Source organism: Calothrix anomala FACHB-343 (assembly GCF_014696435.1).
Taxonomy (GTDB): domain Bacteria; phylum Cyanobacteriota; class Cyanobacteriia; order Cyanobacteriales; family Nostocaceae; genus Aulosira; species Aulosira anomala_A.
In genome coordinates, this window is the sequence record NZ_JACJQG010000004.1 from 174,855 (window position 1) to 198,478 (window position 23,624).

Below are 23,624 nucleotides of genomic sequence, written 5' to 3' on the forward strand. Positions count from 1 at the left end.
GTCAAGCACTACCTTTGTGTGGAAGTCAAGAGTTAATGATATTGGCATTAATCTGATATAAATGCAAGTCGTCATAAAACTCAAAACACAGAACTAGCAGTGCCAATTCATCAAGAACCAGGGTGCAAGCTCTGCAAATCAGCAGATGTTAGATTTACTATTTGTTTGGGCACAACAGAGTAGGTAAGTAATAAATTTAACAGGATGAGGAGTAAAGTGTTGTGAGATTGGTGATTCTGGGTGGTTCAGGATCGGGGAAAAGCACTCAAGCAGAAAAACTTTGTAGATACTTTGAGATTCCGAAGATTTCTACAGGGGAAATTTTACGAGAGGCCATATCTGTTGATTCGCCATCCTTACGAGAAGATGCTTTGCAGTCAAGTGTCAACAATCACATGCATAATTTGGGAGAGTTGGGACGCTATGCACAACCCTACGTGGAAACTGGGGAACTAGTCCCGGACGAAATGATGATTGAATTGATTCGGATGCAGCTGACAAAGCTAAATTCGCAATCTGGTTGGATATTGGAAGGCTATCCGCGTACAGCTTTCCAAGCCGAAGAATTAGATTTTTTATTGGAATATCTAGGTCAAAAGTTAAATTGGGCAATTTATTTACAAGTACCAGAAGCTATTATGGTTAATCGTTGTTTAGGGCGATCGCTCAAAGATGAGCAATCCGAAATCGTCCAGAGGCGGATAGAGTTATTTTACGATCGCACTATCCCCATACTCGAATATTACGACCGTCGCCGCCGCCTATTAACGATTAATGGCGACCAATCACGAGAACTAGTACACCAGCAAATTGTTAACCTTTTAGCAGTTCATTAAGAAAATCTGCAATTTTTATTAGTAGTTGCAGGACTTAAGTTGGGCGCTGACTATACCAACAAGCTTCTAGAGAGGCTGTGACATTAAGGTAACCTTAAGGCAGTATTCTCTATGAAAATTCTGAGGCAACTCCAATGGTTTGGCAGCGTCCAGACGGCCGGAACTCCGACGAACTCCGTCCCATCAGCTTTGACAGTGGCTTTACTCGCTTTGCCCCTGGTTCTGTGCTGACAAAATGTGGTGATACAAAAGTACTTTGTACAGTCAGCGTTACCGAAGGAGTACCCAAATTTCTTGCAGGTAGCGGTAAAGGTTGGTTAACTGCTGAATATCGAATGCTTCCCAGTGCCACGCAACAACGGCAAGAACGGGAATTGATGAAATTATCGGGACGTACCCAAGAAATTCAGCGATTAATTGGACGTAGCTTAAGGGCTGCCTTAGATTTTGAAGTTTTAGGAGAACGCACGTTAACCGTAGATGCGGATGTCTTGCAAGCCGATGCGGGAACGAGAACCACAGCTATTACAGGTTCCTTCGTCGCCTTAGCTAACGCCATTTCCCAATTATTACAGCAAGGGAAAATTGAGCGATCGCCTTTATCCGGACAAATAGCCGCCGTCTCCGTGGGTTTATTGGAAGGAGAACCATTTTTAGATCTCAACTATATCGAAGATGTAGCCGCCACAGTAGATTTCAACGTCGTCATGAATCAAAATCTGGATTTCATTGAAATCCAAGGAACAGGAGAAGAAGGTAGCTTTAGCCGCAAACAGTTGAATCAACTATTAGATGTTGCCGAACAAGGCATTCAGGAATTACTCATCGCCCAACGGGAAGCCATTACCGACTGGAAGGAGATTTTTTTGAATTAGGGCATGGGAGCAGGGAGCAGGGGGCAGGGAGCAGGGGGCAGGGGGCAGGGAGTAGGGAGCAGGGGGCAGGGGGCAAGGGAGACAAGGGGGACAAGGGGGACAAGGGGGACAAGGGGGACAAGGAGGATATGGAGGATATGCAGGACATGGGAAGGGGGATGACCACTGACCATTGACCAATGCCCAATGCCCAATGCCCAATGCCCAATGCCCAATGCCCAATGCCCCATGCCCATCGACAACTGATCTTAAAAGTTTCAAAAGTTCAAACGGGGGATTGTAATAAATTCGGTATTGTATTGCTGGAAGCAGGCAAAGTGATGATAAAGCCATGAACAAAACGGTCGAAGTTCTACCGGATCAGTCCGCTCTAGTTAAACGGGCGCTAGACTTGATTCTGTCTAAGATAGATACTGCTATTCAAGAGCGGGGGCGGTTTACTATCGCCTTATCTGGCGGCAGTACACCTAAGCCGTTATATGAGGCGATCGCTAATCAAAAACTGCCTTGGGATAAAATTCATGTATTCTGGGGCGATGAACGCTATGTTCCCCCAGATCATCCTGACAGCAATGAACTGATGGCGCGTCGTGCTTGGCTAGACCGGGTTGATCTGCCGGAAACCAATATTCACCCCATACCAACCTTAGAAGCCGATCCCGCAGTGGCGGCGGTGAAGTACGAACGGCATCTGCATAATTTTTTCAATTCTGCATCCGGAGAGTTTCCCGCTTTGGATGTAGTTTTGCTAGGAATGGGTGATGATGCGCACACGGCTTCCTTATTTCCACATACAGAAGCGTTAAAAGTCAGCGATCGCTTAATTACTGTGGGTAATAAAGATAGCAGCATCCGCATCACTTTTACTTACCCATTTATCAACTCGGCTCGCAGCGTCATTTTTGTAGTTGCAGGTGCTAATAAACGCCCAGCTTTAGCTCAAGTATTTGCGCCCGTAGCTGATGACTTTACCTACCCATCGCGCTTAATTAAACCCCAAGGAGAACTTTGGTGGCTGCTAGATGCGGCGGCGGGTGCAGAACTCCCTAGTTAATTTTCCCAGAGCTGTCTTGCCTGGAAACTGGATCGGGAATCTTTTGGGTCGTCTACCATCATTAGTCATGTGGTATAAATGTTGACAAATGGTAAATTGCCAAGTCTCTTTAACTTTGTCAACATCAAACAAGCGATCGCCAGCAGATTTATCTGATGCAGGTAATAACACCATCTGCAAGCTCTCCAGGAACAATGTCCAATAGAGACGCATGTTAACTTATCAGGAGTAATTGTTTAAAATTGAAAGCTAGAGCCGCTTCTCTGCTTGCCAGTCCCATTTTACGATGAGCTTGAACAAAGGCCGAAATCCATGATCGTCTGCCCTAATTGCAATCACCCCAACCCAGACGGCGCTGTCCAGTGTGAAGCATGTTATACGCCGTTACCAGCGACTAATAACTGTCCCAACTGTGGGGCAACTGTGCAGGCAGATGCCGCTTTCTGTGGTCAGTGTGGCTATAACTTGCGCGCAAATGCAGCAGCACCGCCAACAGCAGTAGCCGCAACTGTCGCCCCTGACATTCCTTTAGAAGTGCCACCATTGGTTACTCCCGATCCACTTGTCGAACTGGTACAACCAGATCCCTTGGCAGTTCCTAACCCGGTTGCTGCTTCACCTTTACCACCCACAGCCGTGGCTGTTCCTCCAGAGGTACCAGTAGCACCAGTAGCACCGCCACCAGTAGCACCGCCACCAGTAGCACCGCCACCAGTTGTACCAGTTGCAGTAGAAATTACTCCGGCATCAGAACCAGTAGCCGCAGTACCCGAACCAGTAGCGGTGATTCCCGAACCCGAACCAGTAGCGGTGATTCCCGAACCCGAACCAGTGGCGGCGATTCCCGAACCCGAACCAGTAGCTGAGATTCCCGAACCGGAACCAGTGGCCGCAGTACCGCCAGCACCTGCTGTTAGCCCTGCCAGAACCCAATTACAGCAGATTACTGCACAACTATTCCACGTTCAAAGTGATACCAATATTGAATTACCCCAAACACTGTCTGTAATTCATATCGGCAAACCTAACGATCGCATTCCCCCAGATGTGGATGTATCCGGATTTCCCAATTCGGAAATTGTCTCGCGGATTCACTCAGATATTCGCGTTGAAGGAGATGCTTTTTATATTGAGGATGTTGGCAGTTCCAATGGTACCTACATCAACAATTTACCCCTATTACCAGGAAACAGACACCGCCTCAGACCAGGCGATCGCATCAGTTTGGGTAAGGGCGATTTGGTAACATTCCTCTTCCAACTCAGTTAAGTTAATTTGGGAGCATCCCAATTTTGACGCAATACCCTAGAAGGGTATTGCTATACCAACAAAGCCTGCCTTCGCAGGCTATCAAACTTTTAGCCTGCGAAGGCAGGCTTCGTATTTCTAGCCCCACCCTTATAGGGTGAGGGCGTTTTTGCACATTTGGGATGCTCCCAGTTAATTTTGCAGTCAAGGCTTTAGTCTTAAAAAAGATGACTAAAGCCTTGACTATCAACATTGGTAATAAAGAAATTAATTTCCCAAATAATCAAACTGAAATTTCTTAATCCTGGCGTTTTAGTAAAAACACAGCCAAGATAATCCCCAAAACTGATAAACCAATGGTGACATTAAAAAAGGGTAAATAGTTACCAAAAATATCGCGGATATTACCAGCAATTAAAGTTCCTAGCAACGCACCCATCCCAAAGGCAGTAAAGACTATACCGTAGTTTTTGGCATAATCCTGAGTCCGAAATAAAATCAAAGTAGATGTAGGCCCAATTGCCAACCAACCGCCAAAAGCGAGATAAATTAAACTAAAAGCGATGAGATAAGTAGCGATCGCTCCTTTAGTCGCACTCAGCATCATAATCGAGGCAATCATAATCAATACATAGGAAACAATGGCTGCATTTTTCGGCTGAAAGCGATCGGCAATCCAACCAAATAAAGGTCTACCTAAACCATTAAATATCGCAAATAAAGACACAGCATTGGCGGCGGTATTTTTGTCTAAACCAATAATTTCTGTACCAACTGGACTGGCAATCCCAATTGCCGCTAACCCACCAAAAGTACCGACGGTAAAGCATAACCACAACCCATAAAAGCTGAGGGACTTTAATAAAGCATTACTGCCATCGCTTTCAGTTTCGCTGAGTTTAATCGGCGGTTGCCAGCCCGCAGGTTGCCAGCCACTAGGCGGGTATTTCATCACCGGCGCGATCGCTAATATAATCAGGGTAAAGGCAATACCAAAAGCTATTAACGTTGGTTGCCAACCGCGATCGCCATTAGCAGCAATTAAATTCTTCGCTAAAGGTGCAGTTACTAGGGGCGATAAACCAAAGCCAATTACCGTCGCCCCAACAGCTAAACCCTTTTTATCGGGAAACCATCTAGCATTAACAGCCAGTGGTATACCATAAACAATCCCTACACCCGCTCCAGCAATAATACCGTAGGTAATAGTTAGTAAAGGGATACTATTTACTAAACCTGAAGCGGTGTAACCAATCCCCATAATTATTGCCCCTACCGCAGTCACCAAGCGTGAGCCAAACCTTTCAATATATGACCCAGTAATCGGCATTAAAATTGAAAATACTACCAATAAAATTGTGAACGGTAGTAAACTTTCTGTAGCTCCTACCTGTAGGGATTTTTCAATCGTACTGCGGAAAATACTCCAAGAATAAGCAGTTCCTAAACAGAGTAGAATCGTTATTCCTAAAGGAATTAGTAACCATCGCCCTTGTTCGGCAGGTAACCCAAATAGTCTGACATCACCAGACAAAGAACTATCAAAATTTTTATTGATACTCATTTTTTACAATGATGAGAACTAACCTAAAATCTACCATTAGTGAAGTTGCAGGTTATCTCAAAGCTCCAGCTAAAAATCTTTCCCTGCCCCATGCCCGATAAGTAGATTAGCATGGAAGAAAATACACTCAAGCCTTTGAGGTAATTACGCCAAGGAAATAACCATGAAGGAACCAGGAAAGAATTGGGAAAACATGCTTCCCCAAGAAGCACCAAAAGAAGTTGAACAGATGGGGCTGACTTGGTTAATTGCGGCGGCGATCGCTACTGTTGTTCTCTGGCAATTCCCCGCCGGAGATTACATTTTATACCCGTTTACGATCCTCGCTACTTGGTTTCATGAAATGGGACACGGCTTAATGGCACTGATGTTAGGGGGACAGTTTCTCAAATTAGAAATTTTTGGTAATGGTTCCGGTGTCGCCACTTATCGCATCGCTTCCTCATTAGGCCCCATCGGCCCCGCGTTGGTTGCGGCGGCTGGGCCGATGGGGCCGCCAATTGCCGGTGCAGCCTTAATTCTCGCTTCCCGCAGTTTTAAAGCCGCTTCCTTGAGTTTAAAAATCTTGGGTGGCTTTTTGCTACTTTCCACCTTAGTTTGGGTACGTTCCTTATTTGGATTTATCGCCATTCCTTTCTTAGGCTTAATTATCCTGGGTATTGCCTTAAAAGCACCCCGTTGGGTACAAGGCTTTAGTATTCAATTTCTCGGCGTCCAAGCTTGTATCAGTACATACCATCAACTGAATTACTTATTTAGCTATCGCGCTGGTTACTTGGGTTTGTCCGATACAGGGCAAATGCAGCAGTATTTATTATTACCTTATTGGTTTTGGGGCGGATTAATGGCGATCGCTTCTTTAGTGATTTTAGTCCGTAGTCTGCAAGTCGCTTATCGTCATTAACAATTCAAAATTCAAAATTCAAAATTCAAAATTAAAGACATTTTCAGTCGGGGATTTAAACCCCGACTGAAAATGATACTACGTATAGACATAGGGGTCTTAAACCCTTTTATTTACGATAAAGCATAGCTCTACAGCCGCTTATTGTCAGACATGGCAATTTTTGCGCCAGCAATCTACCTTTTTATCTGCGGAAAACACCAAAATGAGTGCGTGATTTACCGAAATGGGTAAGCAATATACCTTTTTACCTGCGGAAAACACTAAAATGAGTGCGCGATTTACCGAAACGAGTAAGCGATATGGCTTTTTGAGTAGGTGAAATGGTATTTTACTTGCGGAAAACACAATAATGAGAAGGCGAAATGGCTTAATGAGCAGGTGAAATGGCTTTTTGCTTACTTAAAACATAAAAATGAGTACTTAATTTCGATAAATGAGAAAGCGATCGCCTTTTTTGTTTACTAAAAATATAAAAATGACTACTCAATATGTGTACATCATAAAGCTCGCGCTTTTAGAGCAAATTAAATTGCTGTAAGTAAGTCAAGCTCAAACTCTTTCTCCCCCTGCCCCCTGCCCAACAAAATAAAATAGGCTTTAGCCTGTAACGAGTCTTAGGCTAAAGCCATGTTCGTTTATTTATAGCTGTAGCCAGATAGATTAGGACATCAACCTAAGATAAAACCCTGACAATAAAAGGCTTTTAAGTCTGTCAACTGTCAACAGTCAACTGTCAACAGCTATACTTTCCTAAAACGATTGAGTGCTGAGTGCTGGCTTTTGCTCCCGGTTAATCAAAATCCCTCGCAAACCAGCCGCTTTAGCACCGTTATAGTCTTCTTCCACACTATCGCCAATGTGCCATGCGGCATCAGGCGAGCAATTATGCTTTTCTAAAGCGATCGCAAAAATTTGCGGATCGGGTTTAGCGGCACGGGCTTGGGTAGAAATAGTAATAGAGGAGAAAAAATCTCGCAAACCTAAACTTTGGAGTACCGAATAAATACGGGAATCAAAGTTAGATAATACACCTAATTCAATTCCCATCCTGCGCCAATTTACCAAAGATGGCAGAACATCAGGATAGACAAACCACGGTTCCGCAGTGCCAAAATGAATATATAACTCGCTAAAAAAAGCCGAAAAGTCAGCAAATTCCTTGAGAACTCCTGCGCTTTCAAAGGTATTGAGGGCAACAATCCGCCACCAATCAAATTCCCTTTGGAGTATATCTTGTGAGTCTGCATCGGGAAAAATTGGCGGTGGTGCGGCTTTAAAGCTTTCGTAAAATGCCCGATTTAATGTATCAGCGGGAACATCAACATCAAATTCCTGGGCGATTTGGCGATAAACTTCGCCCACACTACCTTTTACCCCGATGATTGTGCCTACAGCATCTAAAAAAATTACTTTCGGTCGTTCCATCAAAATGTTACGCTTTTGAGTCCTGGATTTGAGATTTTGCCTGATTAGAGTTTCAGTGCATAGTTATATTTACGCACTATTTGCTACTGAGAAAGCGTTTCTATAATAGGACGGACTAGCCAATTAAAACCAACTCTGAGCTGATGATCTAAAGTAGGCAAGCGATAGAGATAAGCTAGGCGACGGGCTACGTAAGCCAATGAACCATCTAACTTGATTCCTAAGCCTGTGAGAGTAGCATTATCTACACCCAATGACAACATTTCCCCTAATTTTTGATATTGGAAAGGTAATAAAGGGCGATTGGTGAGCGAAGCCCAAATATTCCAAGCTGTATAATCTGCTTGTTGAAAAGCAGCTTGGGCTGTAGCTGGGATTTGTTGACCTTGAGCATCAATACAATCGGCTAAATCCCCTAAAGCAAAGATTTCTGGATGTTCCGGGACTTGTAGAGTTGCTGTAGTTGCGATTTGACCGCGCTGATTTTGCTTTAAAGGTAAGGAGTGGACTACCGGACTCACCCTAGTACCTACAGTCCAAATTACCAAATCAACTGGAATTGTATCTACTTGATTTTTATACTCTAGGGAAATAGTATCTTGACCAATAGATTCTACTTTGGTTTCTAAATCAATAAAAATGCCTCGTGCATCTAAAGCTTTTTTGGCAGCTTCTCGGTTAAATTCTGGCGAGGTGCGTAAAATTTGGTCAGTTAGTTCTACCAGGCGAAAGCGTCCTCTTTCTCCTAACCTGTCAGCTAACTTACAAGCTAACTCCACACCGCTATAACCAGCGCCAACAATGGCTACGCGAATTTTATCCGCATCAGATTCTGCCAACACCCGCAAGCGTTCTTCTAAGCGATAAGCATCAGTAATTGTGCGGAAAGGGTAAGCATAGGAAGTAGCACCAGGAACCAAATCTAGGGGAGTTTCGCCACCTAAAGCCAATACTAAACGATCGTAGGGGATTTCCGGGCCGTTTTGTAACTGTACCCGTTGCTGGTCAACATTAATACCCGCAACCACAGCTTGATAAAAACGTACGCCTGTACCTTGCAACAATTCAGCAAAAGGTGGGGCAATTTCCCAAGTTTGCAGTTCGCCAGTGAGTAATTCGTACAGTAGAGGCGAAAATAAAAAGCGATCGCTCTGATCTACCAGCACAATTTCCGGTTTGGTAGTAGATTCCCAAGGTAACTGGCTTAAGCGCAAAGCAGTATACAAACCACCAAAGCCTCCACCAAGGATCACAATTCTCTGAGTTTGTTGAGTCATTTTTTCTTCAGGACAGTCAATCCCTTCTAGGCAACTAACTTTCAGTGTAATGATTTATTTCAAGTTATAGTTATCTGCCTTTTGATAAGCTTTTCAGCTATTGCCCTGCCTTATACTAATCAAATGCTACTCAAAATTGGCGATTTTAGCCGTTTTTATGAGTATTGAAAGTGCGATCGCTTTCTTTAACTTTTAACTGTCAGTACTGCCATTCCCGCCGCGTTGCTGCAACAGATATTCCCAGAGGCGGTCAATTTGCGATCGCCATTCTTGGCGGTCGGCGTTTAGTTCAGACGTAAGACGTTCAAAATTTTGCTGGTGAATGGTTGCAACTTGCAGCAATGCTTCTGCCGTTGCACGGAGTTCTGTAACCGATGTTCTCAAATCGGCGTTAACGGCAACTTGTCTGTCTAGCGCCGCTTCGATGCGGTCTAGTCTGTCTGGTGTTGCTTCGCTCATCTGGTATCTCCTGGTATTGTTGCGTTTTTTTGATTTATTTGCCTAGCTTCTGCTGCATTTAACAGAATTGTTGCCGTAAGATTGCTTAGAGTCCGGTTTTCAGACTTTGCCCATTCTTTTAACACTTGTGCAACTTCCGGTGATACAAAAGCTGTAACTCTTGTGCTGGTTGGTTTACCGCCCACAGTTTTTACTAAATAGCTACTGTTCTATTATCACCTAGCTGTTACAGCTTGTGTCATGCTTTCACTAAACTGATTGAAAAATTGCTTTGGCAATGGAACATGAGACATGGGGGATTCACAGATAAATTTGTTACCCCATGTCTCTGAATTGGGAATAATAAAGCCAAGCTCATCCCATCTGCTCAATTAATTTACTATTAGGAATTGGTGTGCCAAATTTAGATGATTTCAATTAATTTCCCCAAGTTAGTCAGCCAAAAAGAATTTCAAACCCTACTCACCCAACTGGAAACAGATATGGGTACTAATATCTACATTGAAGATGTCGCAGGTAAACCATTAATCGGTGTTAATCATGGACTAAATTCCCAGAAATACCCGATAAAAGTGGAAGAAGAAATAATTGGTTGGGCGATAGCTGACCAAAAAACAGCTAGTATTGCGGCGCTAGTTTCTTACCTAGCACAACAGCAATATGCAAAAAAGGCAGTTACTAAGGAATTATTAGAGAAGTACGAGGAAATTGATTTATTTCAAGACTTATCCACACAAGTTACAGCTAGTCTAGATGTTCAAGAAATTGCCCAACTAGTGATTGAGGAAGCTAAAAATCTCATTCAGTCTACCAGTGGGGCAATTTTGTTGTTAAATGAAAACACAAACTGGCTGAGAATTATTTGGGAATATGGACAAATTGAAACTTGGGCACAACCTCTAATATTAGGTCAAGGAATTGTTGGTACAATTCTCCAAGCAGGTCAAGGTGAAATACTAAACAATATTTCCGTCGATCCTCGGTTTAATCATCTTTCACCGCAAGTCAGTTCCCTAATTTGTGTCCCTTTAACTTCCAAGTCAAAAATGATTGGAGCTATTGTCATGTGTCATGAAACTCCAATTACCTACTCGACTAAAGATTGGAAACTGCTCAGTATTTTAGCGCTACAAGCAGCAGGCGCAATTGAAAGAGCGATACTCTACGAACAAAGCTGCATTGCAGCAAAAGTAGCCCAAGAACAAGCTCAACAACTCCAGCGTACCCTATTTGAATTGCAACAGACACAAACTAAGCTGATTCAAAGCGAAAAAATGTCTTCTTTAGGGAATCTAGTTGCAGAAGTAGCTCATGACATTAACAATCCCATTAACTATGTCAGTGGGAATCTTAGCCATATTCAAGAATATACTCACGAAATTATCAATTTATTGCAACTTTATCAACAACATTATTCCCCACCCGTTGATGAGATTCAAGGAATACTAGAAAGTCTAGATTGGGAATTTGTCATCGAAGACTTAAACAAAATCCTCTCTTCCATGCATTTAGGCGTGGGGCGAATGCGCCAGCTAGCTTTATCTTTACGCAACTTTTCTCGCTTAGATCAGCTAGAGATGAAGCCAGTAGATATTCACGAAGGAATTGATAGCACATTACTGATTTTGCAAGGACGACTCAAGCCAAGAGAAAAGAATTTAGGCATCCAGATAATTAAAGAATACGGCAATATTCCCTTAATTGCAGGCTATGCTAATCAGCTTAATCAGGTATTTATGAACTTAATTGTGAATGCGATCGATGCTTTAGAAGAAGCAATGATTAGTTGTCAATGGCCTGCTGTGACAGATAAAACTAAGAGAGATTTTTATATTCGTATTTCTACTGAGCTAGTTAGCACCAATTTGCTAAAAATCCAAATTAATGACAATGGCCCGGGTATCCCCGAAAGTCTCAAAGAAAGGTTATTTGAACCATTTTTTACCACCAAGCCTACTGGTAAGGGTACAGGATTAGGTCTTTCAATTAGTCATCAGATTATTGAAAAACATGGCGGAATACTGCGTTGTTTATCGCAACCTGGGGAAGGAACCACTTTTTCTATTGAAATTCCCGTGAAGCAAAATAAATGAAAAATTCATTTTGCTTCATTAGCTTTTTGTAAAATTTACAAAAATTCCTGTTTGCGTTCATAGTTCTCACCAGTCATCTAATGATATATCAAAATTCCTCAACCTTAAAAATACTGACAGACATATTATAGACACAAGGATAGAATATTATTGCCACATCTGATAATTAATAATTTCTCAAAGATTCACTAAATAAATAATCGAGTTTTTATGCATGGATAACTTACCTTATTTAACGCCAACCATTTTCACGATCCCGCGATCCCTGTAGGAGAATTATGGATTCATATGAAAAATAAAATATTAATTGTCGATGATGAAATCAGCGTGCGTTTACTACTCGAAGAAGCATTGGAGATTTTAGAAAATGAAGCAGTAGAAATATTAACAGCGAAAAATGGTACTGAAGCCTTAGAAATTATTACATCTGAAAATCCTAAGCTGGTTTTTCTCGATGTTATTATGCCCAAAATGAGCGGACTGGAAGTTTGTAATACAGTAAAAAATGAACTAAAAATCCCAGATATCTATATAATTATGTTGACAGCTAATGGTCAGGAAATGGATAAACGCCAAGGTACCGATGTTGGTGCCGATTTATATTTAACTAAGCCATTCCGCGCCAAAAATGTTCTCAATATTTGTCGCGACGTATTGGGTTTATCTGTTACCCATGAGTGAGTTATAGATCAATACGGTTCAGTTAAGGATAAATGTAGGTTGGGGAGCCACTGCGTTGCGGTGAGACCAGCGCTGCGGGAGGGTTTCCCTCCGCAGGCGACTGGCGAACCCGAAGGGGGGTTCCCCCCGTTGTAGCAACTGGCGTTTGAACGAAGTGAAACCCAACAAAGCGCCGAAAATGTTGGGTTTCGTCCCTCAAACGCCACTTGCTACCCTGCGGGAAGCCGCTCCGCGTCTACAAGCCGGGAAACCCGTCCAACGCAGTGGCTCCCCAACCTACACCAAATCAGTTTTTTGAGGCTAACTGAACCGTATTGAGTTATAGATACTTGTAGGGGGACAAAGATTTTTCTCCCCCTAACCTTGTACTTTATTTAGAGACTTCCAAATAAAAAAACATCCCAATCATTAACTTACCAAGCCCGCAACTCGTAGGGGCGGGGTAACCCCGCCCCTACAATTTGGGATAATTTATGTTCTGGAGTTCCCTTAGCGAAAATTGGCTCTATATAAATCAGGTTATTGCTGAAAATAGAGCTAAAAGTAATTAATTACCCCCGGTAGTAATCGCTTTATTATGTATTGGTGGATCTTCGGGTTTTCTGTGCCATTTTCCTCCATTACCCGGCTCATACTCATTGCTCACGCTATTCCAAGCTACATCACGCGCACCTTGTTCACTCATACCATTGTCTTGAGCTGCATTGAATGCAGCAAAGAAAATTTGTTGGGCGTGTTCGGGTAACTGTTGTCTAATATCCTCAGGTATTTCGTCTATCTGCTTATAAGGCATAAACTTACTCCGATTATCTCAACATAGGTTCATGCTAAAAAACGGTAAAATATATTGCCTCTGTAAGTAGAGATAGACAAATACCTTACTTTAGGCTGAGTTACCAAAAATAATAAGAGGTATTTGTAGGGTGAGAATTTTCTCCGATATTCCAGATTTTAGCAGACTGCTAAAAAGTTATCGTATCTTGCCATTTGTTAATCATCTTATGACTAATACCAGCAACTTTTTCTAAATCTTGAAAAGAGCTAAATTTCTGCTGTTGACGAGTAATCACAATGCGCTGTGCTAACTTTTTACCTACACCAGGAAGGGTTGCTAATTCTTCTACACTTGCTGTATTGATATTTAATTTTGTTGGTATTTGCGGCAGAATTGATGTAGGGCTTTGTATTTGCGGACATTGTTTCGCTTCGCTGGCAATTTTTTGTTGAGTTGCAGTTGGTAACCCCAGCCTTACAGTACCATAAAGACGGTTAAATTCCCGGACATAATGGGCTGCAACTGTAGGATTTTCAATCACTAATAGGGTTTCATCATTACCATTATTAGCTGCTTCAGACCAATTATGAGAACCTGTAATTACAGTTTTTTCATCAACCACTGCAAATTTATGATGAAGTAAATCTCCTTTAGGTAATATAGGAACGCCAACGCTAGTAATTGGGTTCTGCCAAGGTTTATTATCTACTTCATATTTACATTCTTCACTCAAAGCAAATCCCATCATATCTAAGGCTTCGCTGTAAGAACGAAATGCAAATTGTGGTTCAATTAAAGCGCGAATTTGCACATTTTGTTGGTGACGAGTTTCCAGAATATTTGCTAATCGTTGATCGGAAAATACAAATAATGCCATATCAACTGATTTAGTGGCTGATTCTAAAGCGTTAGCGATTAAACCATTAGTACTATTAAGCCAAGGTTGAGTTGCAGAAGTGGGTGAAAATTGAACGGTAATTTTTGTGTCTCCTAATGTGATAGTTTTTGGTAAACGTAGCGGTTTCTTCACACCAAAAATACTATCGGGTTTGCCGCCTGGCCCATCACCCCACATGATGTTAAACTCTTCTGTAAATAAGGCGGCTAATTCTGGATTTTCTATTTGTAAAAAATTATTGGCGTTTCCTAAACTACTAGGATTGCTAAAATCGCCCAAAACATCACTTAGCGTGAAATTAGCCGAAGTAACAATGACAATTTTATTATCGACAACCACAAATTTGTGATGCATTAAACTGCTACCAGCAGAACCATCGGCAGTATCGTCTAGCCAAGGAACTTGAGCATTTTGAATAATTGCTAAAGCGTCTCTTTGATTAATTTCTTCAGCGCTGAGTTCATTGTCTTGGTTAATGTCGATAAATTTACGAAATTCTTGATAGCGTTCCTGTTCTCGTTTTTCTAATTTGCTGATTTCTTGTGGTGTGAAGCTACTCCAAGCACGACTATAGGTATTTTCTAAAATTAATCTAACCTTAACTCCGGCTTTTTGTCTGGTTGCTAATGCTTGGGCTACTTTGGGTAAACGTAATTCTTGAACTGCTACATCTACTGTAGATTTCGCTTGGGAAATAGCATTGACTATTTGTTGTTCTAAATTATCTCCTAGTCGAGTCTGCTGACGATAAGGTTCGGAAAATTCCGAGGACTGGGAATTGTTAAAATAAACTTGAACAAATGGATCTTGTGGTAGAGGTTCGGGAAGTTTATTGTATGATTGGACTCGTTCGCAAGCGGTAATGGTAAAGATGAGAAAAAATGTAAAATAAGACTTGAGACTAGAAGGAATTTGCACTGGAATCTGCTTAAAGTTGATTGACAGTTGACAGATATATTATTCCCAAAATTAAGTATGCTGCAATCAGGAGAAAAACACCTTGACAAACAAGGTCAACAATCCACCTATGAAGGGTTATAAAATTCCTCAAAGTTTCATTTATCCTGAAAATATAGATAGCCCACAGGAAGCTTATCTCTTCACTCATTGATTGGTGATATGCAAATATATCTAGATTACAGTGCTACAACTCCTACCCGCCCAGAAGCGATCGCAGCTATGCAAGCAGTGTTAGCTCAACAATGGGGCAATCCTTCTAGTTTACATGAGTGGGGACAACGGGCGGCAACAGTTTTAGAAACCGCCAGAATTCAAGTGGCGGGATTAATTAACGCTTCTAGTGTAGAGTCAATTATCTTTACCTCTGGTGGTACAGAAGCAGATAATTTAGCAATTATGGGCGTGGCTCGGTTATATCATGCTCCCCAACATATGATTATTTCTACTGTGGAACATGCCGCAATTTCTGAATCGGCGCGTTTGCTGGAAAGGTGGGGTTGGGAAGTAACACGTTTGGCGGTAGATGCAAAAGGAAGAGTCAACCCCGCAGATTTGGCCGCAGCTTTGCGAGATAATACAGTGTTGGTGTCTGTAATTTACGGTCAAAGTGAAGTTGGAACTGTACAAGCGATCGCCAAATTAGCAGATATTGCCCATCAACATGGAGTATTATTCCATACCGATGCAGTCCAAGCAGTAGGGCGTATACCCATTGATGTGGATAATTTGGCAGTAGATTTACTGAGCATATCCAGTCACAAAATATATGGGCCGCAAGGTGCAGGGGCGCTGTATGTCCGTCCGGGTGTAGAGTTAGTACCCCTATTTGCTGGTGGTGGACAAGAAATGGGGCTACGTTCCGGGACTCAAGCTACAGCGATCATTGCAGGCTTTGGTGTCGCAGCTGAACTAGCAGATCAAGAAATATCTAGAGAAACACCCCGTTTAATTAATTTACGCGATCGCTTATTTGCTCAGTTAGCCGATGTACCTGGTTTAATTCCCACCGGCGATTTAGAACACCGCCTACCCCATCACGTCAGTTTTTGCCTAGAATCTGCCAATAGCAAAAAACTTAGCGGTAAAACCATTGTCCGACAAATGAACCTAGCCGGTATTGCTATCAGTGCAGGTGCAGCCTGTCACAGTGGTAAACTCAGCCCTAGCCCCATCTTATTAGCGATGGGTTATTCAGAACCAGCCGCCTTAGGTGGAATTCGCCTAACATTAGGAAGGGAAACCACCACAGCTGATGTAGATTGGACAGCAATGGTTTTGAAACAGATATTGCAGAGGTTGTAATATTAGTCAGTTGTCAGTTGTCAGTTGTCAGTTGTAGTTTGACCATTGACTATTGACTATTGACCATTGACCCTTGACTATTGACCATTGACCATTGACCCTTGACTATTGACCATTGACCATTGACTAAAAAATAGGAGCAATAGCAATACCCTCAACAGCTATTCCTGCGGGTACTCCATTGTTTGATCCATCCCAATAGGGCGTAAAACTACCACTGGTATTACTACCAAGTGAAGTTGGGTTAAATACAAAGATATCAGAACCATCACCGCTAGTACCATTAACTCTAAAATTACCCTCGGTAGTTAGGAAAATCTTGTTACTATTAGCGTCAAACCAAACACCAAGCACATCTTCACTAGAATCAGTTAGACCAACATCAGATCCATCAAACAACATTGTCCAAGTACCAGATGTATTCTGACCTAAACTAGTAGCAGTGAATTTCATCAGGTCTTCATCTGAACCAGATACTCCCGGAACGGTAAAACCACCCCTGGTACTAACGACCAAATTACCATCTCGATCGATAGCGATCGCATCCAACTCTTCAGCATCGCTGGTTAATCCAACATCCGAGCCATCAAAATACATTTCTAATGTGCCACTGGTAAAATCACCTGTAGTTGTAGGCGTAAACTTGACTATATCTGAATCATCTACAGATAGTTGCCCAGGTAAAATAGTCGGGTTATTTAAAGCAAATAAAATTGAGCCATCTGCATTAATGTGAAAATCTCGCAGATAGGAGCTACCAAAGCCCATATCAGAGCCATCAAAATACATATACCAGTTACCTGTAGACTGGTCGTGTGCGAGAATGTCTTGGCGATTAAAACTGACTCCGCCTATAGTACCGCTACTGCCAAAGCTGACAAAGGTTGTGGATGTAGGATCTAAGACTTGGATAGTTGTCTGGCTGCTTGCTGTTAATTCTCCATCACTGGCACTTAATTGTAAAGTGTAGGTTCCCGGAGTAGTGAAGCTCACACCCGTATCTTCTACCGATGGATCGTCAAAAATTACTTCACCAGGCCCGCTAATGAAACTCCAGGTAGCGGTTACAGTTCCCCCTTGAGGTAAGCCATCATCAGCAACAGCACCGTCAAGGTTAGCGCTGTATAACACTACTTGGGTTTCACCTGCGGTGACAGCTGGTGCTTGATTGGGTACGGGAGTACCGAGAGCAAATTCGTAGATTTTACCGTCATTTTCATTGGGATCGGTATCGTTATCAACAGCGCGATCGACTATGTAAAAGCTTAATTCATAGGGATTTTGGCTACTGGGTGCAAAGGTGATACCGGCAGGTTTGAGTGCGTTCGCCGCAGAAATATCGTAGGTGCGGATAAGTTGACCAGTAGTTGAGACTTCAAACACTAAGTTAGCTGGGAAACCTACCATAAACAGGTTCCCACTATTAGGATCGATGGCAATCCCCTCCGGATCGTGAAGCCCGAAACTAAGAGTACTAAATTGGCTGATTAAGGTGCCGTTGGTGGTAACTTGATAAACGGTGTCACTGACCCCGCCAACGAGAAATAAAGTACCTGAAGTTGTTGAATAGGCTATATCTTCTGGATCTGTGCTACTCCAAGGAAGAGTACTAAAAGAACTCACCACATCATCTGATGTGTTGTAAGTACCATCGCCTCCTGGATTAATTTGAAAAACCCGTTGCTTGTTATCATCCGCAATATACAGGAAGCGATTCGCGGGGTTATATGCTATCCCTGTTGGTTCGTTGGAATAGTTCATAGTACTTAAACCCCGTTCCAAAGTTCCAGTCAAGCTGACTTGGAACATATTCTTCCCTTGGAAAATCAGCGGCATTTCATCCACTTCACCATCAGAAATCAACAGGGAACCTAAATGACTGATATAAACAATCCCTGATGGATCGGGGCTAGGAGGGGCAAATGTAGAGGTGTAGATAGTCTGTACTAATATCGGGTTGGGAATAGATGTTGTCTGCACCATCTGCGCTGTCATCAAAGATGCATCTGTAGTGTTGGCGCTAAAGGTGCTAATAGAGGTGTTATTAGTAAGCAGTGTTTGTTGATTGTTTAGTCCTAATCCAGATAAATCCCGCTCAACCGCAATTTTACCAGCACTGGTAAATTCATATTGGATTTGACCGGTAGCGCTGTCTACCACAAAGTTACCATTGGCAGAATTTACCTTAATTCCACTCAAATCTGGTAAATTTGCCGGGAGAGTGATGGGAGTAGTTGAGGTATTTGGGAAATTACCTAGAGAGTCTGGTTGAATCTGATAAATCTGCGGTTGAGTAGTCCGATCCAAAATTACTAGGCTTCCTGTAATTGGATGGATAGCCATTCCATAGGGATTCTTTAACGCAAGTTGAGAAATATTAGTCCGCTTGAGGGTTGTCAAGTCTAATTCGCCATTTTTAGTTTTCACCTCAACCAGCACAGAGGAATTTTCTAAAGCGAGCCAACGATTAAACTTACTATCAAACACTGTGTTAATCGAATTGGGAAATTCTTCAATGCGAAAATATTGTGAGGTTGCCATTATTATTTACACTTAAAACTTAGCTGAAAGTATTTTTACTGATTTTTTGCGCAAAAACTCTGGATATCAGAGATAACAAGTAAAAATTTACCTCGATTTTATATATGTATAAAGTAGTTAAATGTAAAATTCATAGATAATTCATCTAGATTTTATAAAAGGCTTACTCTAATCGAGATATAACCAAGAAATGTGTGAATAGTTTGTTAGCCATTCTTTCAGCAACCGAAAAACCCTCTGAAAGTGCCTAATAACAGGGACTAGAGGAGAAAGGTTTTCATATTTGGTTGTGGGGTTTTCCCATGAAGGGCTAATTTTAATTATCTTTTTGGAGATTTAATTAGCGTTGAGCAATTAACACCATAAGTAGGTCGGCATAATTAAATATAACTAGCAATGGCTGTCATTTGTCATTTGTCATTTGTCATTTGTCATTGGTAAGGGTTTCAAGGCTATTTACCTTCCGTAACATAATTGTCTTTATTTTCGCCTACTTATACCAATTAGAAAAAAGAATGCGACAGATGGTAGGGCTATGGCAATGCCATGCCCTCTAGAATATATTGATGTATCGCCAACATTATTGGAATTGGTCTTACTTATTCATCCGGGTACAATAATCTTGTGCCCCTAAATTTTTGTTAAATTTTGATTTATTCAGAGTATTTTAAATACTAAAACTATCTATTTAATTATCCAATTAATAGATAAACAAATGCTATTTATAAATATTTTAATTGTGAGATTTTAACGCCTCTAAAATTTCCTGGCTCATAGCCGTTGTTGCTAAAATTGGATGCTTAATACCTCCCCAAATACTACCTTTTTGTAAGCGAATTGAAGTTAATAATTCAGGAATTTGTGCGGAAATTAATACTTCTGGGGGTGCAAGTTGACCGAGCGATCGCGCTAAATTGTAATGATAAGACTCCGCTAAAGCCAGATCTAGTTGTTGGGCAATCATTTCCGGGGTTTGCTGTGCTGAATCCAGTAACAGAATATAGTGGGGTGGGTTGGTAACGGGAACCAAACTCTGAAAATGAGTTCCTTGCAAGTTCAGGCGATTTAAAGCATCCTGTACAAAGCTGGCTTGTAACTTTTCTCCTACTAAATCGCTGATATCTTGACTTCGTCCGATAAATTCTAAACAGGGTGTTTGATGATAGTAGTGAGTCACGCGGATGCGATCGCCTATACGATAACGATAAAGACCACCCTTCTGAGATAATATAATCGCGTATTCCTTACCAATACTCAGTTCGTGTAATCTCTGCAAACAGCCAGTATCATCCTCAAACTCAAAAAACACTTCATCCAACACCGGAACATAACCCCCCGCAGCAATTAAGGGAATTGTCATCGGTGCTTCCGTGGCGAGTAAACCCTTACCCTGAACCAATACACCGGGAAACTGCAATCGCAATCCCTTGGCTTGATCTGCGGCTTTGGCGCTATCCCAGCAGGAAATCAGCTTTAAATTTGCCCATAGTTGCATCCAGGGAATATTTTCTGACAAGAGAATTTGCAAGCGATCGCCTGATATTATTCCTTGTAACTCTCTGTGCAATAACTCACGATTTTCTTGAATATAATTTAAATGTACTTGTAAAAAACTCGGACTCCACACCGAAATAATTTCTAAATTCTCTGCCTGTAATAAAGCCAAAGCCAACTGATGTTTAAATTCTTGCATGTTATGCAGGCGATTTAGTCCCTTTGGCATTACCAACCAAGGACGCAGCAACCAACGCAACCATCCATCTAAATAATCTAAATCATCCTGTAAAGATTGGGAATTACCCACATTTAGTTGTGGCGAGATAGAAGCGTATATTTTCCCTGTAGAAAATTTCGGGCCATGTACAATTAAATCATGCGCCCAGACACAAAACATCTGATTAAACGAGCGCCGCAAAGATTGAGTATAAGGAATCCATTTTATCGCCCCAGTACTACCAGAGGTTTTTTCATAAAATAAAATCGGTTCTGGGGTGAGGGGAATTTGTTGACGTTTTTCCTGTCCTAAAATCCAGGGTTCTAGCCCATCGTAATCAACTATAGGTACAGCTTGCCAATCTGCTAGAGAATTAATTCCTAAAGTTTTACCATAGTCGCTTTTAATTAGGCGATCGCAAATTTCCCTCTGCACAGATATCTGCGTTAACTCCGGATAATCCAACGCTTGCGTAAAGCGTCGGTAAGCCCCTGCAAAAAGTTGCCCAAATAGTTTAATAATCGGACGCATGATTCCCAAGTACAGTAGTTAAGTTAAATGCTAACTTGAAAATGGGAATGGGGCATTGGGCATTGGGCATTGGGCATTGGGCATGGGAAAGACAGATTTTCATGTTTGGTTGTGGGGTTTTCCATTACCGAACTAGAGAATTTAAGGGAGGAGGGCGAAGATTCATGAATCGGTATAGCATGATTATTCAATGGTCTGATGAAGATCAGCTTTTCTTAGTTACAATTCCAGAGTTTACCGATCTAGTTGTAATGCCTTGCACTCATGGAACTCCAAAAAATAAATTATCCCAAATTGTAGAAGCCGATGTAGGGGAGGGTTCACCTATATCCTCGTTAATCAAAGACAATCCAAATAAACCCGCCCCTACTGTCAACAGTCAAAAGCCCTCACAATGGATTGTACAACTTACATCTATTTCCAAGTAAATAGACCACGCGGTAGGGGCACGGCATCGAGAATCTTCTGGTAAATATAATAATCTTACTGGTGCCGTGCCCCTACTTTGGATCTGTGGTTCAATTACCAGGAAACTTCTGTAAAAGCAGAATAGAGGCACAATATATTGTGCCTCTACAATTATGTCTTTTGCGCAATTAAGGGTATATTGTTACATCCTTATCTCAAGCAAGGTTACACTTTTGTCAAAAATTTATGACCGTTATTGTTAACATCATTAACATTGTTAACAGGCTCATTATTCACCGCTTCATTGTTCGCAGTGTTATTGTCAACAGCATCATTGTTAGCACTTTGGACAGTCACAAAATTTTCTCGACCGGTAATTAATCTAGAGCGACGATTTCGAGTGATGTAATTCCACGCCCACTGAAATACTACTAGTAATTTAGTGTCAAACTCAATTAAGAAGTAGATGTGAATGATTAGCCAAAATACCCAAGCCAGGAAGCCTGTGAGTTTGAGCGGGCCTAAATCAACAACAGCTAAATTTTGCCCAATCATCGCCAAACTACCCACGTGGTTGTAGTGGAATGGTGGCATTGTATAGCCTTGAATCCGTAGTTGAATAAGTTGAGCTACATATTCACCTTGTTGTTTAGCTACAGGTGCAACACCAGGTAAGGGGTTACCATCTTGATGGGAGAAGTTACCTAAATCTCCCACAACGAAAATGTTTTTATAACCCTTGATAGTCAAGTCTGGTTCAACAATTACTCGTCCGGTGCGATCGCATTCTACACCTGTACGTTCTTTCAAGACTCTCCCCATTGGAGAACCTTGAACACCAGCAGCCCACAAGATAGTTTTTGAGGTAATAGAAGTTAATTCATTGCCTTTTTTGAAAGTAACGATATCATTTTCAATATTGGTAACTCTGGTGTTAAGTTGGATTTCCACACCCAACTTGCGTAAAGATTTGGCTGCGACTTTCGATAAATCGGGCGCAATGTGTGGGAGGATGCGATCGCCACCTTGTAATAGAAGAATTTTCGCTTCGGAAGTGTTGATGTTGCGGAAATCTTCTGTGAGAGTTTTGTAGGCTAATTCCGCGATCGCACCTGCTAATTCTACCCCTGTAGGGCCACCACCAACAATCACGAAAGTCAATAAAGCCCGGCGTTTTTCCGGATCGGTTTCCTTTTCCGCCGCTTCAAATGCAGAGAAGATTCGGCGACGCATTTCAATCGCATCTTCCACAGTTTTCAAGCCAGGTGCTAAATCTTTCCAGTTATCTTTACCAAAGTAGGAGTGGTTAGCACCAGTAGCGACAACTAAGGTATCGTAAGGTACGACATGACCGTCCAAAATTACTTTTTGTGCTTGAGGATCGATATCAGTTACTTCTCCCAACATCACACGTGTATTCTTACTTTTGCTGAATACAGCTCGTAATGGAGAGGAAATATCCGCAGGTGATAAAGTACCCGTAGCAACTTGATATAAAAGCGGTTGAAATAGGTGAAAATTACGTTTATCGATGAGAGTAATTTCTACATTTGCATGAGCTAGAGTCTTAGCTGTATAGAGTCCGCCAAATCCTCCACCAATGATTACAACCTTATGTGGTGCTTTTTTTTCAAATGAAACTACCATAAGAAGTATTTCCTTGTGTTAAGGGAGTTGTAACTTTTCTTTACAAACATCTAACAACAGGAAAACCAAAGTTACCGTTTATTAAGAACAATTGAAAAAATCATAAAAGTATTCATCTGTTACAGAAATTTTTGGATTTAAAGATTATTAACGGGGAACGGGGAACAGGGAACGGGGAATGTCTGTGAGTGGGGATTTGAGCAAGCGTCAATCAATTTTAGATTTTGCGAAAAGTCGAGCCAGTGCGTTCCTGTCGCCTTGCGTCTCTAAGCATCTGGCGTCACCAGATAAGGCTTCCTTAGATCTGAACTTTTCAAGCTAGTGGTCTGTCCCATTAATTTTGCTGGGTTGCACTAGCTCATGATTAAATAGTAATCTAGGTGCAAACGTACCCACAAACTCACAGGCGATCGCTTGCAAGGAAAAAGG

At 41.8% G+C, this 23,624-nt stretch carries 22 protein-coding genes; 11 read left to right on the forward strand and 11 right to left on the reverse strand.

The window, feature by feature from the left end; translation table 11 throughout:
* The first annotated feature begins 221 nt into the window (after positions 1 to 221).
* The 4 genes from H6G08_RS03450 to pgl all read left to right on the forward strand — a co-directional run bounded on the left by H6G08_RS03450 (position 222) and on the right by pgl (position 2,765).
* Entirely contained in the window at positions 222 to 836 is a 615-nt protein-coding gene (locus H6G08_RS03450; RefSeq protein ID WP_190538886.1) for an adenylate kinase family protein, read from the forward strand.
* A gap of 134 nt (positions 837 to 970) precedes the next feature.
* Positions 971 to 1,711, forward strand: coding sequence for a ribonuclease PH (rph, locus tag H6G08_RS03455; protein WP_190538887.1), 741 nt, complete (start codon positions 971 to 973; stop codon positions 1,709 to 1,711).
* 200 nt (positions 1,712 to 1,911) lie between these two features.
* Complete coding sequence (locus H6G08_RS38045; protein WP_277877794.1) at positions 1,912 to 2,046, forward strand: hypothetical protein; 135 nt, start codon at positions 1,912 to 1,914, stop codon at positions 2,044 to 2,046.
* Positions 2,043 to 2,765 carry a 6-phosphogluconolactonase gene (gene pgl, locus H6G08_RS03465; protein ID WP_190538888.1) on the forward strand — a complete coding sequence of 241 codons (723 nt, stop codon included), beginning with the start codon at positions 2,043 to 2,045 and terminating at the stop codon, positions 2,763 to 2,765. Before H6G08_RS38045 ends, pgl begins: the two co-directional genes overlap by 4 nt.
* Here the strand turns inward: pgl and H6G08_RS03470 are convergent.
* Positions 2,730 to 2,939, reverse strand: a complete 210-nt coding sequence (locus tag H6G08_RS03470) for a hypothetical protein (RefSeq protein ID WP_190538889.1) — start codon at positions 2,937 to 2,939, stop codon at positions 2,730 to 2,732. The genes pgl and H6G08_RS03470 overlap by 36 nt on opposite strands.
* Positions 2,940 to 3,077: 138 nt before the next feature.
* Between H6G08_RS03470 and H6G08_RS03475 the strand changes: the two genes are divergently transcribed.
* Positions 3,078 to 4,034 carry a double zinc ribbon and FHA domain-containing protein gene (locus tag H6G08_RS03475; protein ID WP_190538890.1) on the forward strand — a complete coding sequence of 319 codons (957 nt, stop codon included), beginning with the start codon at positions 3,078 to 3,080 and terminating at the stop codon, positions 4,032 to 4,034.
* A 277-nt stretch (positions 4,035 to 4,311) separates the two neighbouring features.
* Here the strand turns inward: H6G08_RS03475 and H6G08_RS03480 are convergent, their stop codons facing one another.
* Positions 4,312 to 5,577 carry an L-lactate MFS transporter gene (locus H6G08_RS03480; RefSeq protein WP_190538891.1) on the reverse strand — a complete coding sequence of 422 codons (1,266 nt, stop codon included), beginning with the start codon at positions 5,575 to 5,577 and terminating at the stop codon, positions 4,312 to 4,314.
* A gap of 163 nt (positions 5,578 to 5,740) precedes the next feature.
* Between H6G08_RS03480 and H6G08_RS03485 the strand changes: the two genes are divergently transcribed.
* Complete coding sequence (locus H6G08_RS03485) at positions 5,741 to 6,481, forward strand: M50 family metallopeptidase (RefSeq protein ID WP_190538892.1); 741 nt, start codon at positions 5,741 to 5,743, stop codon at positions 6,479 to 6,481.
* Positions 6,482 to 7,234: 753 nt separating this feature from the next.
* Here the strand turns inward: H6G08_RS03485 and H6G08_RS03490 are convergent.
* The 4 genes from H6G08_RS03490 to H6G08_RS03505 all read right to left on the reverse strand — a co-directional run bounded on the left by H6G08_RS03490 (position 7,235) and on the right by H6G08_RS03505 (position 9,830).
* Positions 7,235 to 7,909, reverse strand: coding sequence for an HAD-IA family hydrolase (locus H6G08_RS03490; RefSeq protein ID WP_190538893.1), 675 nt, complete (start codon positions 7,907 to 7,909; stop codon positions 7,235 to 7,237).
* An 83-nt stretch (positions 7,910 to 7,992) separates the two neighbouring features.
* Complete coding sequence (locus H6G08_RS03495; RefSeq protein WP_190538894.1) at positions 7,993 to 9,186, reverse strand: NAD(P)/FAD-dependent oxidoreductase; 1,194 nt, start codon at positions 9,184 to 9,186, stop codon at positions 7,993 to 7,995.
* Between the two features lie 192 nt (positions 9,187 to 9,378).
* A complete protein-coding gene (locus H6G08_RS03500) occupies positions 9,379 to 9,645 on the reverse strand; it encodes a hypothetical protein (protein WP_190538895.1) in 267 nt (88 codons plus the stop codon).
* Positions 9,642 to 9,830, reverse strand: a complete 189-nt coding sequence (locus H6G08_RS03505) for a ribbon-helix-helix domain-containing protein (protein ID WP_190538896.1) — start codon at positions 9,828 to 9,830, stop codon at positions 9,642 to 9,644. The genes H6G08_RS03500 and H6G08_RS03505 overlap by 4 nt, the downstream gene beginning before the upstream one ends.
* Positions 9,831 to 10,052: 222 nt before the next feature.
* On the opposite strand from H6G08_RS03505, the gene H6G08_RS03510 reads away from it, so the two are divergent.
* From H6G08_RS03510 to H6G08_RS37185, 3 genes are all read left to right on the forward strand, one after another.
* The gene (locus H6G08_RS03510) at positions 10,053 to 11,738 is read left to right on the forward strand and encodes an ATP-binding protein (protein ID WP_190538897.1); all 1,686 of its coding nucleotides are present in this window, start codon (positions 10,053 to 10,055) and stop codon (positions 11,736 to 11,738) included.
* 288 nt (positions 11,739 to 12,026) lie between these two features.
* Complete coding sequence (locus tag H6G08_RS03515) at positions 12,027 to 12,419, forward strand: response regulator (protein ID WP_190538898.1); 393 nt, start codon at positions 12,027 to 12,029, stop codon at positions 12,417 to 12,419.
* 154 nt (positions 12,420 to 12,573) lie between these two features.
* Entirely contained in the window at positions 12,574 to 12,717 is a 144-nt protein-coding gene (locus H6G08_RS37185; RefSeq protein ID WP_190555542.1) for a hypothetical protein, read from the forward strand.
* Positions 12,718 to 12,966: 249 nt separating this feature from the next.
* Here the strand turns inward: H6G08_RS37185 and H6G08_RS03520 are convergent, their stop codons facing one another.
* On the reverse strand, positions 12,967 to 13,212 hold the full coding sequence (locus H6G08_RS03520; protein ID WP_190538899.1) for a ChaB family protein: 246 nt from the start codon (positions 13,210 to 13,212) through the stop codon (positions 12,967 to 12,969).
* A 169-nt stretch (positions 13,213 to 13,381) separates the two neighbouring features.
* Positions 13,382 to 15,010, reverse strand: a complete 1,629-nt coding sequence (locus tag H6G08_RS03525) for a DUF655 domain-containing protein (protein ID WP_190538900.1) — start codon at positions 15,008 to 15,010, stop codon at positions 13,382 to 13,384.
* 201 nt (positions 15,011 to 15,211) lie between these two features.
* On the opposite strand from H6G08_RS03525, the gene H6G08_RS03530 reads away from it, so the two are divergent.
* On the forward strand, positions 15,212 to 16,354 hold the full coding sequence (locus H6G08_RS03530) for a cysteine desulfurase family protein (RefSeq protein WP_190538901.1): 1,143 nt from the start codon (positions 15,212 to 15,214) through the stop codon (positions 16,352 to 16,354).
* Between the two features lie 126 nt (positions 16,355 to 16,480).
* Here H6G08_RS03530 and H6G08_RS03535 read toward each other — a convergent pair whose 3' ends face one another.
* Both H6G08_RS03535 and H6G08_RS03540 read right to left on the reverse strand, forming a co-directional pair.
* Positions 16,481 to 18,895: an SdiA-regulated domain-containing protein gene (locus tag H6G08_RS03535; protein ID WP_190538902.1), complete on the reverse strand. Its 2,415-nt coding sequence runs from the start codon at positions 18,893 to 18,895 to the stop codon at positions 16,481 to 16,483.
* Positions 18,896 to 19,628: 733 nt separating this feature from the next.
* A complete protein-coding gene (locus H6G08_RS03540; protein WP_190538903.1) occupies positions 19,629 to 21,140 on the reverse strand; it encodes a GH3 family acyl-acid amido synthetase in 1,512 nt (503 codons plus the stop codon).
* A 164-nt stretch (positions 21,141 to 21,304) separates the two neighbouring features.
* On the opposite strand from H6G08_RS03540, the gene H6G08_RS37310 reads away from it, so the two are divergent.
* On the forward strand, positions 21,305 to 21,568 hold the full coding sequence (locus H6G08_RS37310; protein ID WP_242046049.1) for a hypothetical protein: 264 nt from the start codon (positions 21,305 to 21,307) through the stop codon (positions 21,566 to 21,568).
* Between the two features lie 205 nt (positions 21,569 to 21,773).
* Here H6G08_RS37310 and H6G08_RS03550 read toward each other — a convergent pair whose 3' ends face one another.
* Positions 21,774 to 23,195, reverse strand: a complete 1,422-nt coding sequence (locus H6G08_RS03550; RefSeq protein ID WP_190538904.1) for an NAD(P)/FAD-dependent oxidoreductase — start codon at positions 23,193 to 23,195, stop codon at positions 21,774 to 21,776.
* Between the last annotated feature and the right edge of the window lie 429 nt (positions 23,196 to 23,624).